Source organism: Flavobacterium sp. XN-5, assembly GCF_008033395.2.
GTDB lineage: Bacteria > Bacteroidota > Bacteroidia > Flavobacteriales > Flavobacteriaceae > Flavobacterium > Flavobacterium hiemivividum.
In genome coordinates this window covers 112885-129505 of the sequence record NZ_VOGZ02000004.1, presented here as the reverse complement: position 1 = coordinate 129505, position 16621 = coordinate 112885, and the positions used below count along the sequence as shown (strand labels likewise).

Here is a 16621-nt window from a genome sequence, read left to right as displayed (position 1 = left end):
AATTCCACTCACTGCCACATTGTTATCCCGCCCCGATTTCCGAAACACCTTTGTCACGAAAGCCCGCAAGGTGTGGGAAAGAATAACAATTTAATGTGTTTCAATTATGAAAAAACAGAGAAAAAAAGCTTTGCTGACAGCGATAGCAATGCTGTCAGGAATTGGTGCCTTCGCACAAGGAAATGGTACAGCCGGTATCAACGAAGCAACCCAAATGGTAACGTCTTATTTCGACCCTGCCACACAGCTCATCTACGCCATTGGCGCCGTAGTAGGTCTCATCGGAGGTGTTAAGGTGTACAACAAATTCAGTTCGGGTGATCCTGATACAAGCAAAACGGCGGCTTCGTGGTTCGGTGCGTGTATTTTCCTCATCGTAGCAGCAACCGTCCTTCGTTCATTCTTCCTTTAATCCCTTGCCTTATGAGTAATTATAACATCAATAAGGGTATTGGAAGAACGGTAGAATTTAAAGGGTTGAAAGCACAATACTTGTTCATTTTCGCAGGCGGATTGCTCGGGACACTAATCCTCGTGATGATACTATATATGATCGGGGTTAATTCTTACATCTGTCTTTTTCTTGGAGCAGGTGGTGCTTCGCTGATTGTGTGGCAAACCTTCTCACTGAACAGAAAATATGGCGAACACGGATTAATGAAAATAGCGGCTAATAAACGGCATCCTCGCTACATCATTTGTCGAAAGCCTGTACATCGCTATTTGAAGTTTACCACTAAACCCAATGTACGATGATAAATACAGCAAAATCAACAACACTGGAAAGCAAGTTTCCATTATTGGCGGTAGAGAACAATTGTATTCTGTCAAAGGATGCGGACATTACTGCCTGCTTTGAAGTACATCTGCCGGAGCTGTTTACCGTGGCTTCTGCTGAATATGAAGCTATCCATTCCGCTTGGCATAAGGCTATCAAAACCTTGCCAGATTTCACGATAGTCCATAAACAGGATTGGTACATCAAAGAAAATTATGCGCCCGATTTGGCAAAAGATGACCAAAGTTTTCTAGCAAAATCCTATCAACGCCATTTCAATGAACGTCCTTTTCTGAACCATTATTGTTATCTGTTCCTAACTAAAACGAGTAAAGAGCGAATGCGAATGCAGAGTAATTTCAGTTCGCTTTGCAAAGGAACACTGATACCGAAGGAAATCAGGGATAAGGAAGTGATACATCGCTTTATGGAAGCCATTGCACAATTTGAACGTATCGTAAACGATAGCGGGTTTATCAAACTGCAACGGTTAACCGAAGACGAAATCATCGGTACAGATGGAAAGCAGGGATTATTGGAGCAATACCTAACATTATCCAGAGAAGTTGGAACACCGATGCAAGACATTGCATTGGGTGGCGAAGAAATTCGTATTGGTAACAAAAGATTGTGCCTGCACACTTTATCCGATACCGACGATTTGCCCGGAACAGTATCTGCTGATACCCGTTTTGAAAAACTATCTACCGACCGAAGCGACTGCCGTTTGTCGTTCGCTGCACCTGTGGGATTGCTGTTAAGCTGTAATCATATTTACAACCAGTATTTGTTTTTGGATAACAGCGAAGCCAACCTGCAAAAGTTTGAAAAGTCTGCAAGAAATATGCATTCGTTGGCTCGCTACAGTCGGGCAAATCAAATCAACAAAGAGTGGATAGAAAAATACCTGAATGAGGCACATTCGTTCGGACTTTCTTCTATTCGGGCACACTTCAACATTATGGCTTGGTCAGATGATGCCAACGAACTCAAACAAATAAAAAATGATAGTGGTAGCGCTTTGGCATTGATGGAATGTAAACCACGCCACAACAGTACGGATGTAGCAACACTATATTGGGCAGGAATGCCGGGCAATGCAGGCGACTTCCCGAGTGAGGAAAGTTTTTACACGTTCATTGAACCTGCTTTGTGTTTTTTTACAGAAGAAACCAATTACGACAATTCGCCATCGCCATTTGGCATTAAGATGGCTGACCGATTGACCGGAAAGCCTATTCATTTGGATATATCGGATTTGCCGATGAAACGGGGTATCATCACAAACCGGAACAAGTTTATACTTGGTCCTTCGGGAAGTGGGAAATCGTTTTTCACTAACCATATGGTTCGCCAATATTATGAGCAAGGTGCTCACGTTTTGTTGGTTGATACCGGTAATTCTTATCAGGGTTTATGCGAACTCATCAAAGGCAAAACCAAAGGCGAAGACGGCGTTTACTTTACTTATACCGAAGATAATCCTATTGCCTTTAATCCTTTCTACACCGATGATGGTGTGTTTGACATTGAAAAAAGAGAAAGTGTCAAAACCTTGATACTTACCCTTTGGAAACGTGATGATGAACCACCGACCCGTTCGGAAGAAGTGGCATTATCAAATGCCGTAAGTGGTTACATCGAACGTATTAAACAAGATGATATTTTTCCATCCTTCAATGGTTTCTATGAATATGTGAAAGGCGATTATCGTAAGGTATTGGAAGAAAAACAAGTAAGGGAAAAAGACTTTGATATTGCAAATTTTCTCAATGTTTTGGAACCTTATTACAAAGGTGGCGAATATGATTACCTGTTGAATTCTGATAAACAATTAGACCTGCTTTCCAAACGCTTTATTGTGTTTGAGATTGATGCCATTAAAGACCATAAAATCCTCTTTCCAATTGTAACTATCATCATTATGGAAGTCTTCATCAACAAAATGAGAAGGCTAAAAGGTATCCGAAAACTCATCCTGATTGAAGAAGCCTGGAAAGCCATCGCCAAAGAAGGAATGGCAGAATACATAAAATATCTCTTCAAAACGGTAAGGAAGTTTTTTGGCGAAGCCATCGTAGTAACACAAGAAGTGGACGACATTATCCAGTCGCCCATCGTAAAGGAAAGTATCATTAACAACAGCGATTGTAAAATCCTGCTCGACCAGCGAAAGTATATGAACAAGTTTGATGATATACAGGCAATGCTCGGTTTGACTGATAAGGAAAAAGCGCAGGTACTTTCTATCAATATGAACAACGACCCATCACGTCTTTACAAGGAAGTATGGATTGGCTTGGGCGGAACACACTCTGCGGTATATGCCACAGAAGTTAGTTTGGAGGAATATCTCGCATACACCACCGAAGAAACCGAAAAACTGGAAGTGATGCAACTCGCATCTGAACTAGATGGCAATGTAGAACTTGCCATTAAGCACATCGCTATGCAACGGCGTGATAGTGCAAATCAATAATTCATTAACAATTTAAAATTTAAGAAAATGAAAAAAATCATTTTTATGGTGTGTATGGCATTAACGCTTGCCGTAGCACCGTCCGCAAAAGCACAATTCGTGGTTACAGATCCTGCAAATCTGGCTTCAGGCATCCTCAATAGTGCGAACGAAATTATACAGACTTCTTCCACTGTAAGCAATGTGGTTAAGAATTTCAAGGAAGTGGAAAAAGTGTATAAGCAAGGCAAAGAGTATTACGACAAACTACAGGCTATAAACAACCTTGTGAAAGATGCTCGTAAAGTGCAACAGACTGTTTTGTTGGTAGGTGATGTTTCGGAAATGTATGTGCAGAATTTTGGCAAGATGATGAACGATCCAAATTTTTCGCCACAGGAATTGGTAGCCATCGGCAACGGTTATTCTTCATTGCTAAATGAAAGTACGGAACTTCTAAAGGAATTGAAGCAAATCATAACCTCATCCAGCCTTTCGCTAAATGACAAAGAGCGTATGGATGTTATCGACCGTGTGTACAAGGAAGTGAAAGACTATCACAGCCTTGTTCGCTATTACACCAACAAGAACATATCTGTAAGCTATTTGAGAGCGAAAAAGAAAAACGATGCCAAGAGAGTGCTTGACTTGTATGGAACTTCTAACCAAAAATACTGGTAAAAATGGAATGGAATAATCTTCACGAAGTACTGCGTTCGCTCTACGATGATATGATGCCACTTGCCGGTGATATGGCAGGAGTAGCTAAAGGTGTGGCCGGATTAGGCGCTTTGTTCTATGTGGCATTAAAGGTTTGGCAGGCTTTAAGCCGAGCCGAACCAATTGATATGTTTCCATTGTTACGTCCGTTTGCTTTGGGACTTTGCATTATGTTTTTCCCAACAATAGTATTGGGAACCATCAATGCAGTTCTCAATCCGATAGTTACAGGAACCCACGCCATTCTCGAAGACCAAGTACTTGACCTGAATAAGTTGCAGCAGCAGAAAGACCAATTGGAATACGAAGCAATGGTAAGAAATCCCGAAACCGCATATATGGCATCGGATGAGGAATTCGATAAGAAATTGGAGGAATTGGGCTGGTCGCCTTCTGATGTTGGAACAATGGCAGGAATGTATATGGACAGGCAAGCCTACAAGATTGAGAAAGCAATAAAAGAATGGTTTCGCAATTTACTGGAAATACTATTTCAGGCGGCAGCATTGGTTATTGATACTATAAGAACATTTTTTCTGATAGTGCTGTCTATACTCGGACCAATTGCCTTTGCCATATCCGTGTGGGATGGTTTTCAATCTACGCTCTCGCAATGGTTTACAAGGTATATAAGCGTCTACCTCTGGCTTCCAGTTTCAGATTTGTTCAGCTCAATGTTGGCAAGGATACAATCGCTGATATTGGAACGGGACATCGAAATGCTTGCCGACCCAACCTATATACCCGATACAAGTAATACCGTGTATATCATTTTTATGATTATTGGTATCGTAGGATATTTTACAATTCCAACGGTAACGGGCTGGATTATTCAGGCTGGCGGTGCCGGAAACTTTACCCGTAATGTTAACCAAACTGCAATGAAATCGGGAAATCTTGCCGGAGCTGGAGCTGGGTCTGTTGCAGGAAATATTGGTGGCAGGCTAATCAATAAGTAAATAAAATTAATCATTTAAGAAATGGAATTTAAAACACTCAGAAATATCGAAAACAGCTTTAGACAGATAAGGCTGTACGCCATTGTGTTTGCCGTTCTATGCATTAGCATTGTAGGATATGCCGTATGGCAGTCCTACAGCTTTGCAACAGAACAACGCCAAAAAATTTATGTGCTGGACAATGGAAAATCATTGATGTTGGCTCTTTCGCAAGATGCGTCCATCAACCGTCCGGTTGAGGCAAGGGAACACGTAAGACGTTTTCACGAACTCTTTTTCACACTTGCACCCGACAAAAATGCCATTGAAAGCAATATGAAACGGGCGTTCAATCTTGCCGATAAAAGTGCCTTTGATTATTACAAAGACCTTTCGGAAAAAGGCTACTACAACCGTATCATATCGGGAAATGTGCAACAACGTATCGAGGTGGATAGTGTGGTCTGCCATTTCGATAATCATCCTTATGCAGTGCGTACTTACGCTAAGCAATTCATCATCCGTTCCAGCAATGTGACAAGGCGAAGCTTGATAACGACCTGCTTCCTTGTAAACTCTGTCCGTTCAGACAATAACCCACAAGGTTTCAATATTGAAAAATTTGCCGTGGTAGAGAATAAGGACATTGAAGTTATTCAACGCTAAAAACCAACCTTATGAGAAAATTAAGAGCAAATATGGATAGGTATTTTAACAAGTTGGATGAACGATGGCGAGAGTTGCCGGTTCGCAAGCAGCGTAAATACATCTTATACTTTTTTATAGGCTATCTACTGCTTACCGCAGGAGTTATTTTAAAAGTATGGCATGATGCAGGCAAAGCCGATAACAATTTGGTCATTGGGCATATCGAGAATCCTGTTCTCAAAAAGAAAGAAAGTTCTGAAAAGCTGAAGGACACATTGACAACAATTTTTAAAAATAAATTTTATGAAAGAAAATGAAAAAAGGGTCAGCATTCTGGTTGAGGAAGGTGACCAAAATAAGGCATCCAATGTTACGGATGATAAGAAAAGTACCATAGAAAGATTTAAAAAACCACTCATTTTTGGTTTAATGGGGATTGTTTTTTTGGGTTGTTTATACCTGATATTTAAACCCTCGGCAGATAAAAAAGAAATGGAAAACATCGGACTAAACGATGCTTTTCCACAGGCTACCGAAGCAGGAATGCAGGATGATAAACAAAAAGCTTATGAGCAAGATATGCTGGAACAGAAAGACCAGGAAAGCCGAAATGCCCTAACTACGCTATCGGATTATTGGAATACCGATAGCACACAGCAGACTAAAGAAGAATTGCCCGAAGAAGACCAAAACAATGGTATGATGACTGGAAAATCGGGCACTTCTACACTAAACAGTTACCGAAATGCACAAAGCACATTAGGTTCATTTTATCAGGATAATAACAGCGAAACACAAGAACTACGCAGGCAATTGGACGAACTAAAAGAAAAATTGGCTGAAAAAGATATACCTGTCGGTGTAACTGTAAATGACCAATTGACGTTGATGGAAAAATCGTACCAGATGGCTTCAAAGTATCTGCCTTCGGGAGGAAATACCGAAAAACCTGTAAGCACCGACAGTGCTAGCCGAGGTTCTTCTTCAAATTCTCAGAAAGAATATTTTGTAGCATTCACACCTACAAGAAAGAAAGCTGTATCGGCTTTGTACAGAGAACCTACAGATAGTGCTTTTTTAGCCGACTGGAGCGAAAACAAAAACCGAGGTTTCTATACTGCTGGAACAGTAGAGCAAGTCGCTCAACCAAAAAATAGCGTAAAAGCCAGCATACAGGAAACACAGACCATTATTGGCGAAAGCGGTGTACGACTGCGTTTGTTAGAACCTGCACAAACGCCAAACCGTACCATTCCGCAGGGAACAATTTTAACGGCAATCGGAAAGTTTCAAGGTGGCAGGTTACAGTTAAAAGTTACATCTATTGAGCTTGAGGGCAATATTATCCCAGTAGATATAACCATCTACGACCTCGATGGTCAGCAGGGTTTGTACGTTCCCTATTCGCCAGAACGTAATGCAGTTACCGACATCGTAGCCAATATGGGAAATGCCACAGGTTCAAGCTTCAGTATGAACTCGTCAACAGGACAACAGATTGGTTCCGACCTCAGTAAAAGTGCCGTACAAGGTATTTCGGGTTATTTCGCCAAAAAAATACGAACACCAAAAGTTACGCTAAAAGCAGGACATCAAGTTTTCCTTGTTTCTAAAAAATAATATTGAACTCAAATAATTAAGAAAATGAAAAATCATATAAAAACTTTTTGGGCTTTTGCCCTTATCATCGGCTTTGCCGTAAACACTTTTGCACAAGACAGTATAAAAGCACCGCTAAATTTAGGCAAGATAGAACCGTACCAAATGCAAGTAACTTATGACAAGACTACTCATTTGATTTTCCCAACCGCCATACGTTATGTGGATTTGGGAAGCGAATACCTGATTGCAGGAAAAGCAGAAGATGCGGAAAACGTACTTCGTGTAAAAGCATCGGTAAAAGATTTCGAAACGGAAACCAATTTTTCGGTGATTACCGATGACGGTCGCTTTTACAGTTTCAATGTGCATTACAGCTCATCCCCGGAGGTGTTGAGTTATGACCTGCTGACGATGCAAAAGGCAGTGGATAAAGCGGATGGAAACGATGTGCTTTTTGAAGAATTGGGTAATAACTCACCATCACTGGCAGGCTTATTACTGGAAACAATTTACAAAAACGATAAGCGCATTGTAAAGCATATTGGGGCGAAAAGTTTCGGCATACAGTTTATTCTGAAAGGAATTTATATCCATAATGGTAAATACTATTTCCATACGGAACTCGCAAACCGTACCAATGTTCCTTTCCAGATTGATTTTATGAATTTCAAGGTAGTGGACAAAAAAATCGCAAAGCGTACTGTGGTACAGGAAAGACCCATGATACCACTACGTACTTACAAGCTACTCAGTGAGATTGGCGGAAAAACAACCCAACAAAATGTATTCCTGTTGGATCAGTTTACCATTGCCGATGACAAGGTGTTATTGATTGAGATTTTCGAGAAGAACGGGGGCAGACATCAGACATTTCAGGTAGAAAATTCCGATTTGATTAAGGCTAGTTTGATTAACGATATGCACCTTAAATTTTAGTAATCCATTAAACGTAATAACAGAAAAATGAAAAAGTATATTTATATAATGATGTTCTTCCTTGTAGGCATCACTATCTCACAGGCACAACGAATGCTGCCTAAACAGAAAGGACTGGAGGTAAACGCAGGAATCTTATCCGATGTCTATCCCGACAGGAACTACTACCTCAATATTGGAATGACCTTAAACGGTAAAAATGGTAATTATCAGCTTTGGGCATTGGAATATACGTACCAGTATGATGAGTATAAAAACCTCCGCTTACCACAGGAAACCTACACATCAGAAGGTGGTTATAGTTTCTTCATGTTGGGTGATACCCGTAAGAACATTACCCTGAATGCAGCAATAACTGGTGTACTGGGTTATGAAAGCATTAACCGTGGCGAAGCTTTGTTGTATGACGGGGCAAAAATACTGACTGAGGACAATTTCATTTACGGCGCAGGCGGACGGCTGTCTTTTGAAACATACCTGTCCGACCGTTTTGTGTTGATTCTTCAGGGTCGCACAAAAGTTTTGTGGGGTACGGACCTGGAACAGTTCCGACCTTCAGCCGGTCTGGGATTGAGGATTAACTTTTAAAATATAAAACAATGATAACATTTTTTAATAAATTCAGAATAGGATTACTGTCAATGTATGTATTGCTGGGAATCCTGATAAGTTCCGTTTCATCCTGTAGCAAAGACGAACTGGAAATACAAAATGATTTCCCTTTTGAGGTAAAGGTGATGCCCATACCCAAAGAAATTGCTAATGGCAATACCGTGGAGATTAGGCTGACGATACAGCCAACCGGCAATTATAACAACACGCAATACTATCTTCGCTACTTTCAGTTTGACGGACAAGGAACTTTGCAGTATAACGATACGTCACCTTATCTGCCCAACGATTTGTACCCGTTGCAGGCTAAGCAATTCAGATTGTATTATACTTCGAACTCCACCGTCTCCCAATCCTTTGATGTATGGATTTCGGATAATTTCGGGAACGAAAGGCAGTTGAGTTTTGAGTTTAACAGCAGTAATTAGCCGTCAGATATAGGTTTTTATGCTCTCACTATAAAGTTCGTATTTAATCACAACCCGAAGATCATCTTCGGGTTGTTTTATTTGCTATTACCCTATGGATCTCTATTAAGCTCATTGTATAACTGAATAAACATTATTATCTTGGTTCTAATTTGTGGCATCCAAAGACTATTTTTAATAATGAGATTTTAACAACATTCCTATGAAAGATGTAATAGCACTTACCAATAGATTTTATATCGAAATGTCCCGAAAAGTACTCTCTGAAAAGGAATATGATGTATTGCAAAAGCTCCTGATAGAAAAAATGACGCTTCAGGAAGTGGCCGCCATTTATGGGGTCACCGGTGAACGTGTTCGCCAAATTTACGCGAAAACGTATAAAAAAGTAAAGAGCGTAACCCAGTTACTTGCTGAAATTGATGACTATAAGCACAAATTGGAACAGTTAAAATACGACTTTAAATGCGAGACTCAACAAATTAAAAAAGGTGAGACTCAACAAATTAAAAAAAGAAAAAATAAAATCGAAACTGACCTGCAAAAAAAGCTTTATAAAAGCCATTTTCCTTTTAGTAAGAGAATGAATAGTATGATGGAGGTTTTAGATATTCACACCATAGGTCAGCTTTGCGAGATACCTTTGACAGATTTTCATCGTTTCAAGGGATTCCAAAAACAGTGCAAAAAAGAACTAATCGCATTTATAGAGTTTGAAAGCATTGAAAATCTTTTTGAAGGATTTTCTGTGTGGAAAACACAGCCAATTCAGTAATTTGGAATGACAGAAAATCCAGTTATAGTAAGGCGACGTTCTTTTGCTTCTTTTCTTTGGTGGCTGATGTGGAAAGAAAAGAAGTCGGCTGAAACAACGAAAGGGATAATGAATATCCCTTAGAAATAAGATTCCAACCTGTTTGGTAAAATGCGGAGTTAGGAAGTGCGAAAGGTGCATTTTGGTAAAGTGGTTGCACCGATTTGGCGCAAAAAGACTGTCCCGACCATCGGAAGGGAGTGTCTTTTTGCCGCCCGATTTTGACTATCAGGCGACTTTTATGGGGTGGGTACGAAAGTCTTTCAGATTGTGGAAAAAGCCTCTGTACGGAGTCATACCATACCGAAATAAGCTCCATAAAAGCGAACAGCCCATTTGTGTTAAAGAGGAATTGATAAACAAATCCTGTTTCTCCAAAGCTTCCGCTAAACTGCAACTCGGTGTTTCATCGTGTTGTTCGGACTGCTTCAATAATTCTCCAAATTCTTCCGTAATCATTGGCAGGCTTGCCACCGTTTCGTATTTCTCCGAATTGGGTTGATGAATGTTTCCTATGGTAGACAGTAACACTTGCCCTGTATGCTGGCTGTTGCCAAAATCCAACCAATATTTCGGTTCATCCCTGTGGTGTCTGCGTTTACAAATTTCTTTCAGAATTTCGGCAACTCCAAACCTCGCCTTTATATTATCCACGCAGGTAATGTAAATAGTTGCCTGTGCTTCTTCGGGTATTCTGCCCAAACTGTCCTTTTCAAACTTTGTGGTTTCGGCTTTCCAATTTGTCCCTGAAAAGCGGTTTGCACGGTTAATTAGTGCAACGGATTTGTATAACCCTGTTTCAATTTCGGCAAAACGCTGTCTTCCTAAATTGGCATTGGTCACAATATCATCATCCCACAAACGCACCAGTAAGCCTGCGTGTCCCAATTCGATTAAGCTGTGGTTTATTTCCATTAAAGCGGTCAAAACCTTTGAGCCTGTACCACCTGCACCGATTAAGTTTACCGTAATGGGATTGGTGGGAGTTATCAAATAGTTATCTGTAAAATGTACTTTTAGTTTTTCGGTATTCATCACAAAAGATTTTTAAGGGTTTTGTTGTTCTTTTTCAATACATCTTTAGGAAAGGCTTCACCTGTTTCAATCAATTTTTTCCAAAGGCTTACGCAATTCCCTTTTATGGGATTTTGTTTTCCTAATAAATGGCTGAAATAGCTGTTAAAAAAGTAGTCTTCCCAAGCATCGGTAAATTCCTCTACAGAAGCAGAATTTTTAATGTCTATACTTACAGTTCCCATACATACTTTACCATCTTCATAAATGTTGAAGAAAGGAGCAAAATACAATGGTGTATTTTCTGTTGGTCTTCTGTCAGTAGTAAGAGCAAATACGGCAAGGCTGTTTTTACTAGCATACCAAAGCATTGACGGTACAGACGCTTTGCCGTTGGGCATGCCCAAGCCGTTTACAAAATACAATTGCTGTTCCTGTGCCTTGGTGTACCAAAGTACAGTGCCTTTTTCGCTCGGATTAATATGCAGTATATTGGTCGGCAAAATTCCTTTTGGTTTTAAAAAGGCTTTGTCCTTTTCTTTATCGGTGTGCAAAGCCTTTGCCAATATTTTGGCTTCATTTACGGTCAATGGATGGGCATTGATAGGATTTCCGTTTTTGTTCATATCAAAATGCTCCACATACATATAGGTATTTGTCCCTTTGGTTTGGTAAAAAACCAATGCAGATTTTGGATGGTAAAGCGTTCCAAAATTATCGGTTATGTCGTTTACGTTGCTCATTTTCTTGTTGTTTTATAATCATATAGTAGTGTGCATAGTTCGTCCAAAAGGGCAAACAGGCGGTTCTCAAAATCAAGATTGGTTTGTGTAATGGTACTTCCGTCAAAGCGTTTGCAAATGGTCGGTTCTTCCATTACTCCATACTCGTTAAACTCATTATTGATGCTATCGGCAAGCCTTTCATACAACCAACCTGTGGTATCCGCTATAAAGGAGATGTATTTTTCCATTCCAACAGTTTCGGAGTCGTTTTCATCAGTATAGGGGTCTTCTTCGGGTCTTGGTGCGTTTCGGAAAATGCTCTCAAATGGATATTGCGCATAGAGGGCAAAGGCATCGCAAGCTACTTTTTGGCACTCCTGGTCGAATGTGTCACGGCTTTTAAAGTGGTTTAAACGCTGTTCAAATACCTGTAAATTGATACGGTTGAATAGCTTCTGTTCAACCCGTTCGCCTATCCATTCAGCTTTTGCAATCTCAGCAATACAGCTGTCCGTTTCTTCGGTATAATCATCCTGTTCTACCCAATCGTTCATAATTTCATACATCCAATACAGATAGCTGTTTTCCTGTCTATAATACGGTATATCGACAATATGATATAGATAACTGCAAATCGAAACAAGCAATTGAGCCGTCTTTTTACGCTTTGGGTCATGGAGCATTTGAAAGAGTGGCACGATTGGAATATAGTATAGGGTTGTACCTGTGCTGTATCGTTCTTCGCTCGTAAAAAATGTTTTCTTACTATCCTGTACCAAACGTAAATTATCCCAATTGACATTGTTTTGTTTTAACTTGCTTTCAGCATCCCACATAGCCAAAGCCATATTGTAGGGATAGCCGTATTCCTGCGTTTGTAACGGTTCAATGCCGTAATGCTCTGTAAGTTGGGAAAGGGACTTGTAAAAATCCCTTTGCGTTTTTGCTGTTTTCTTACAATCCTGTGTGGATTGTGTTGTTTTCAGTTTAGGCAGAAACCCACACTTTAGAAAACCATTGGAAGCATTGCTATCGGTACAGATTTCTGTTTGTCTTTCCGTACTTCGTTTGTGTCTTTGGCTCTTTGCATCCATTGTGCGAACTCGCCCAATTGTTGGTTCAGTTGCCGTTGTGTTTTCTGTTCGGGTATGCTTATAGTTCCCGATAGGATATTGCGTTGCATAGTTCATTGTTTTTTATTTTTGGTTTAACCTTTTGTTCCCATGACGCTCTCTAATTTGTATTCTATCTTATCATCACGGATGATGGGGGCAGATACTTTTGCGGTGGTTAGTATGGGATACGTATTGGCGTAAAAATTCAGTACCGCTTCCACACTCCAACGTGGTTCGGGGTCGGTCAGTCTGATCTCCTGTCCTTTATCTTTAAGTATAAATACTCGTTCTAACTGTGTTGTTACTAACATAACTATTGAATTTTTTGTTAAACACTAGGTTGTTCTGTTGCAAACAGACCTGTTGAAGAAAATTGGTTTGATAGTTCCGATTTGCGTTTTCGTATTTCGTCCGCTTTTTCGGGATAATCTGTAATTTCGGGTACTTTCATCCACGCTTCACGGAATTTGCCCTCTTTTTCCAATTCGTCTGCCTTTACCATACCGTCTTTAAACTTCTTGTCTTTGGCTTCCTGTTCTTTCTTTTGTGTGTCGGATTTTTCCTTTTCCATTGCCGATTGCTTTTTGGCTACTTCCAATTGCTTCATAAAGGCTTCCATATTTACCATTAAACCCGAAGCGGTTTGCAAAGGCGTTGTTATCTGCTGAAATAATCCCTCGTCCAATTCTTCTGCCGTTCCCCGCAGATTAAGCGGTGGTATCAGTTGTTTCGCATTATCTCCACATTGGTCATTTTGAAGTATTATGGAAATAATAAGGGTGTTTTCTATACCCTTTGATATAGTGAGTTGTAAATCTCCTGTAATGCCTATTTGCGCTATCTGATTGAAAAAATTTGCATTCATCGTTTTAAAAATTTTAATTGTTGTTTAATCCTTCTTTTATTGTTGTCAGCTTCTCGTACATATCTGTCCAGTAGGCGTTCTGCTTTTTGTCATAATCGGAGTAGCTTTCATTCTCATGCCTGTATTTTTTATACCGTTTGGTTATACGGATTGCTTCGTTAAGGTTTGTTACTTCAATAGGGCAACCGTTTAAATCTATTACTTTCATTTTCTGCTATTTAAAGGTAACCACCCGTAGGCGGTCACCTGTGGTTAAACATTCGGATTAATTGAAATTGAATACATCTGAACCGATTTTCTCGAAAGAAGTACACAATTCAAATGCTTTCTGTGATTTGATTTGAGCTGTTCCACCCATTACAATACTTTGTAACTTGGCTTCATCATCTTTGTAATTGCGTACATTCTGATAGTAGCCTGTCACGGCATTGTACGCCCCGAACAATGTGCCTTTGGTGGTATCCATTTGTTGAGTGTCGCTTGTCATAGCGTATGCAAAGGCATCTTGCACCACATTTTTGAACACGGTGGAAACTTCATCTTCCGCACCCTTTTTAAGCAAATCCAATGTTTCCCTGTTCGGGCAAAGAGCTAATTGGATTAGTTTTTTTACTTCTTGGTCAGTCACCTTTACTTTAGCCCACTGATTGAATATTCCTTCTAACTGGTTGCTTAAGGTATCCGCCAAGCCCATAACTTTGTGGGCATTTTCCAAATGCTGTTTTGCTCCCGAAGTATGTTTGATGCGTACCACGTTGCTCATCGAACGAAGCGAGGCGTTAAGGGTATTTTGGCAAACAATACGGATAGGGGTGAAGGCTGCTGTTATGCTTCCACTGCCATCGTGTGAAGTGGTTAGGAAAATGTACTTTTCCGTTACATCATCGCCATTTCCTACACGGATATAATCGGGCAGTTTTGCGGTGATAAAGATGCGTTCCCCTTGTCCCAATGCTCCCGCGGTTTCGTACAATATTCCTTGTGAACCACCTACAATAGCATCAAAGAAATTGAAAGCTTCACAGTTTTGTACGATGTGATAGTCTTTGCCTACCACCCCCAATACTGCATTGTTATCCGTACGTATATTGGCAAAATAGTTAGGGACTTCCAATTCGTTACTTCCAATCTCGATACTGTCAGCCGTTTGGATAATACCCGAACCTTTGGTAAATAGAGGACTTTTAACGACTTCGTAATCTAACCCTGCAAATTTTATAGCATCCTCGCTTGTTGGGTATTGCTCTACAATTTGCCCTAGTCCGTGCCACGCTTTTTCCTTTACGCTAAAGAATGAATAACGTCCTGTTTCGCTGTTAAAATTGATATTATGTGCCATGATTTTAAATTTTAAATTGTTTAAATTATTTAGGTGCTCGTTGTTAAAATGGTAGATCGTCCTTTGTATCGTCATTGTTGTTTCCTGTAGGAGCCTGTACCGCTTCGGCTTTTTTACCGCCCCCGTGAAGTTTGATTTGCGAGGTGTTGAAGTTCAGTCCTGCGTGCGGTTGTCCGTCACTGCCTGTCCACGCTCTTGCGCTCACTTTGCCTGTCAGTTCTACCACCGTACCTTTTGTGAGTATCTGCGCTACTTTTGGACTAAGCCAATAGGCGCAGTCGAAATACGTTGTCTGCTCTATGCGCTCGCCTGCTTTGTTTTTATAGCTGTCGTTGATGGCTACCGAAAAGTTCACTACTGTTTTGCTGTTCGACACGTTGCGTACCTGCGCATCCGCTGTCACTCTTCCTGTGATGTTCATAATTTCTACGATTTTTAGTGATTAATTTTTTTTGAAATTTTATTCGGCAATGAGAGGAGGTGCTGTTTTGTTTCATCAAATCCATTTGTAATATTTTATTTCTCATTGCTGACATTTTTTTTATTCGTCTAAAGAGCCGGAGTATGCTATGTTTCGTTTCATGAGCATAAAAAGGTGAGTGTTTAGCAATAGCAAGGCTTTGATAAAAAATACAACCCGGATGGGTGGAGATTTTTTATCAAATCTGAAAGATTCGGCCTTGCTACTGCGTTAAGAACACGGAGTTACCTTTGCTCTTGAAATGGGACAAAAGCATACTGGTTATTGAATTTAAAAATGAAGGGGAAGCAATGATTTACCAGATAAGTATGAAAGATTAAACTATGCATCCTGCCCGATAGACAAATAGTTTTGGAAGACGCTTTTAAACATTCCAGGGATTTTGGATGCGAAAAAGATTATGTAATGGGAAGATTGTTTTCAAGAAGTCGCATCAATCCTGATGTGGGTATCTTGATCAAGATGTACAATATCTTTCCTTCAATTATGTTTTAATTTCGTAGTTTTGTATACCTTACTAACTGATTTATGGGTGAACACGACGAAAAGGCTGCCGAAAAACCATTGAAAATCATGGTTGCTTCAACCGTACTCAACTCTCAAGATATTGTGGAGCAGGTCTGCAGTACATTAAGTACCTACGGATATCAAGTTATGAACTCACATTTCAAAACCATACCGACTAATCCTAAGATATCTAACCTTCAAAACTGCCTTAATGCCGTTGAGGCAAGTGATTTGGTGTTTGGAATTATTACTCCCAGATATGGTGCAGTCATTGCCGGAGATTTGTCTATCACGCATCAGGAAATGAGAAGGGCTATCGAACTGGAAAAGCCTAGATGGTTTGTTTCACACCGTGATATTTATGTTGCAAGGGAGTTATTGAAACAATATATGTATTTACCAGGGCCTGCCCCGCAGGCAGCCAATCCTGATTTTGTATTCAAGAGGACAGGAGTTCTAGATGATATAAGGTTGGTACATCAGTATAATGATATAATTCGCAATGAAATAGATCCGGACAAGCGTACCGGACATTGGGTTGATGAATACTATCGCCTGGCAGACATTTTGAAGGTTGTTGAAACCCAGTTTAAAGATATAGATAGAGTTCGTGCTATCGTAGAAGCAATGAAACCATAGAA

General features: G+C 40.1%; 21 protein-coding genes. 13 read left to right on the top strand and 8 right to left on the bottom strand.

The genetic code is table 11. The features are described 5' to 3' along the window. Positions 1-106: 106 nt before the first annotated feature. From FQU23_RS09130 to FQU23_RS09075, 12 genes are all read left to right on the top strand, one after another. The gene (locus FQU23_RS09130) at positions 107-412 is read left to right on the top strand and encodes a DUF4134 domain-containing protein (protein ID WP_147673593.1); all 306 of its coding nucleotides are present in this window, start codon (positions 107-109) and stop codon (positions 410-412) included. Between the two features lie 11 nt (positions 413-423). Further along, positions 424-756: a DUF4133 domain-containing protein gene (locus FQU23_RS09125; protein ID WP_132109821.1), complete on the top strand. Its 333-nt coding sequence runs from the start codon at positions 424-426 to the stop codon at positions 754-756. Continuing rightward, on the top strand, positions 753-3257 hold the full coding sequence (locus FQU23_RS09120; protein ID WP_147673592.1) for a TraG family conjugative transposon ATPase: 2505 nt from the start codon (positions 753-755) through the stop codon (positions 3255-3257). The genes FQU23_RS09125 and FQU23_RS09120 overlap by 4 nt, the downstream gene beginning before the upstream one ends. Before the next feature lie 27 nt (positions 3258-3284). Then, positions 3285-3917 (top strand): DUF4141 domain-containing protein, encoded by a 633-nt coding sequence (locus FQU23_RS09115; protein WP_147673591.1) that lies wholly within the window; start codon positions 3285-3287, stop codon positions 3915-3917. A gap of 2 nt (positions 3918-3919) precedes the next feature. Beyond that, positions 3920-4915 (top strand): conjugative transposon protein TraJ, encoded by a 996-nt coding sequence (gene traJ / locus FQU23_RS09110; protein ID WP_147673590.1) that lies wholly within the window; start codon positions 3920-3922, stop codon positions 4913-4915. 21 nt (positions 4916-4936) lie between these two features. Beyond that, positions 4937-5560 (top strand): conjugative transposon protein TraK, encoded by a 624-nt coding sequence (gene traK / locus FQU23_RS09105; protein WP_147673589.1) that lies wholly within the window; start codon positions 4937-4939, stop codon positions 5558-5560. Positions 5561-5571: 11 nt separating this feature from the next. Then, positions 5572-5859, top strand: coding sequence for a nitrogen regulatory IIA protein (locus FQU23_RS09100; RefSeq protein WP_147673588.1), 288 nt, complete (start codon positions 5572-5574; stop codon positions 5857-5859). Further along, positions 5846-7162 (top strand): conjugative transposon protein TraM, encoded by a 1317-nt coding sequence (traM, locus tag FQU23_RS09095; RefSeq protein WP_147673587.1) that lies wholly within the window; start codon positions 5846-5848, stop codon positions 7160-7162. Before FQU23_RS09100 ends, traM begins: the two co-directional genes overlap by 14 nt. A gap of 24 nt (positions 7163-7186) precedes the next feature. Further along, a complete protein-coding gene (gene traN / locus FQU23_RS09090) occupies positions 7187-8080 on the top strand; it encodes a conjugative transposon protein TraN (protein ID WP_147673586.1) in 894 nt (297 codons plus the stop codon). 27 nt (positions 8081-8107) lie between these two features. Further along, a complete protein-coding gene (locus FQU23_RS09085; RefSeq protein ID WP_132067544.1) occupies positions 8108-8668 on the top strand; it encodes a conjugal transfer protein TraO in 561 nt (186 codons plus the stop codon). 11 nt (positions 8669-8679) lie between these two features. Continuing rightward, on the top strand, positions 8680-9120 hold the full coding sequence (locus FQU23_RS09080) for a DUF3872 domain-containing protein (RefSeq protein ID WP_086452609.1): 441 nt from the start codon (positions 8680-8682) through the stop codon (positions 9118-9120). 202 nt (positions 9121-9322) lie between these two features. Continuing rightward, on the top strand, positions 9323-9895 hold the full coding sequence (locus FQU23_RS09075) for a sigma factor-like helix-turn-helix DNA-binding protein (RefSeq protein WP_086452610.1): 573 nt from the start codon (positions 9323-9325) through the stop codon (positions 9893-9895). A gap of 267 nt (positions 9896-10162) precedes the next feature. On the opposite strand, the gene FQU23_RS09070 is transcribed toward FQU23_RS09075, so the two are convergent. From FQU23_RS09070 to FQU23_RS09035, 8 genes are read right to left on the bottom strand one after another with little or no spacing between them, the layout of a single operon-like run. Beyond that, positions 10163-10969 carry a PRTRC system ThiF family protein gene (locus tag FQU23_RS09070; protein ID WP_086452612.1) on the bottom strand — a complete coding sequence of 269 codons (807 nt, stop codon included), beginning with the start codon at positions 10967-10969 and terminating at the stop codon, positions 10163-10165. Further along, positions 10969-11691 carry a PRTRC system protein B gene (locus FQU23_RS09065; RefSeq protein ID WP_086452613.1) on the bottom strand — a complete coding sequence of 241 codons (723 nt, stop codon included), beginning with the start codon at positions 11689-11691 and terminating at the stop codon, positions 10969-10971. Before FQU23_RS09065 ends, FQU23_RS09070 begins: the two co-directional genes overlap by 1 nt. Then, complete coding sequence (locus FQU23_RS09060) at positions 11688-12863, bottom strand: hypothetical protein (RefSeq protein ID WP_147673585.1); 1176 nt, start codon at positions 12861-12863, stop codon at positions 11688-11690. Before FQU23_RS09060 ends, FQU23_RS09065 begins: the two co-directional genes overlap by 4 nt. 17 nt (positions 12864-12880) lie before the next feature. Continuing rightward, positions 12881-13099 carry a PRTRC system protein C gene (locus FQU23_RS09055; RefSeq protein WP_086452615.1) on the bottom strand — a complete coding sequence of 73 codons (219 nt, stop codon included), beginning with the start codon at positions 13097-13099 and terminating at the stop codon, positions 12881-12883. Between the two features lie 17 nt (positions 13100-13116). Then, positions 13117-13653 (bottom strand): PRTRC system protein E, encoded by a 537-nt coding sequence (locus FQU23_RS09050; RefSeq protein ID WP_147673584.1) that lies wholly within the window; start codon positions 13651-13653, stop codon positions 13117-13119. Positions 13654-13666: 13 nt separating this feature from the next. After that, entirely contained in the window at positions 13667-13861 is a 195-nt protein-coding gene (locus FQU23_RS09045; RefSeq protein ID WP_113667246.1) for a hypothetical protein, read from the bottom strand. Between the two features lie 57 nt (positions 13862-13918). Further along, positions 13919-14992 carry a DUF932 domain-containing protein gene (locus tag FQU23_RS09040; protein ID WP_147673664.1) on the bottom strand — a complete coding sequence of 358 codons (1074 nt, stop codon included), beginning with the start codon at positions 14990-14992 and terminating at the stop codon, positions 13919-13921. A 43-nt stretch (positions 14993-15035) separates the two neighbouring features. Next, on the bottom strand, positions 15036-15413 hold the full coding sequence (locus FQU23_RS09035) for a single-stranded DNA-binding protein (protein ID WP_113667244.1): 378 nt from the start codon (positions 15411-15413) through the stop codon (positions 15036-15038). A gap of 588 nt (positions 15414-16001) precedes the next feature. Here FQU23_RS09035 and FQU23_RS09030 point away from each other — a divergent pair. After that, a complete protein-coding gene (locus FQU23_RS09030; protein ID WP_113667243.1) occupies positions 16002-16619 on the top strand; it encodes a DUF4062 domain-containing protein in 618 nt (205 codons plus the stop codon). Positions 16620-16621 lie beyond the last annotated feature (2 nt).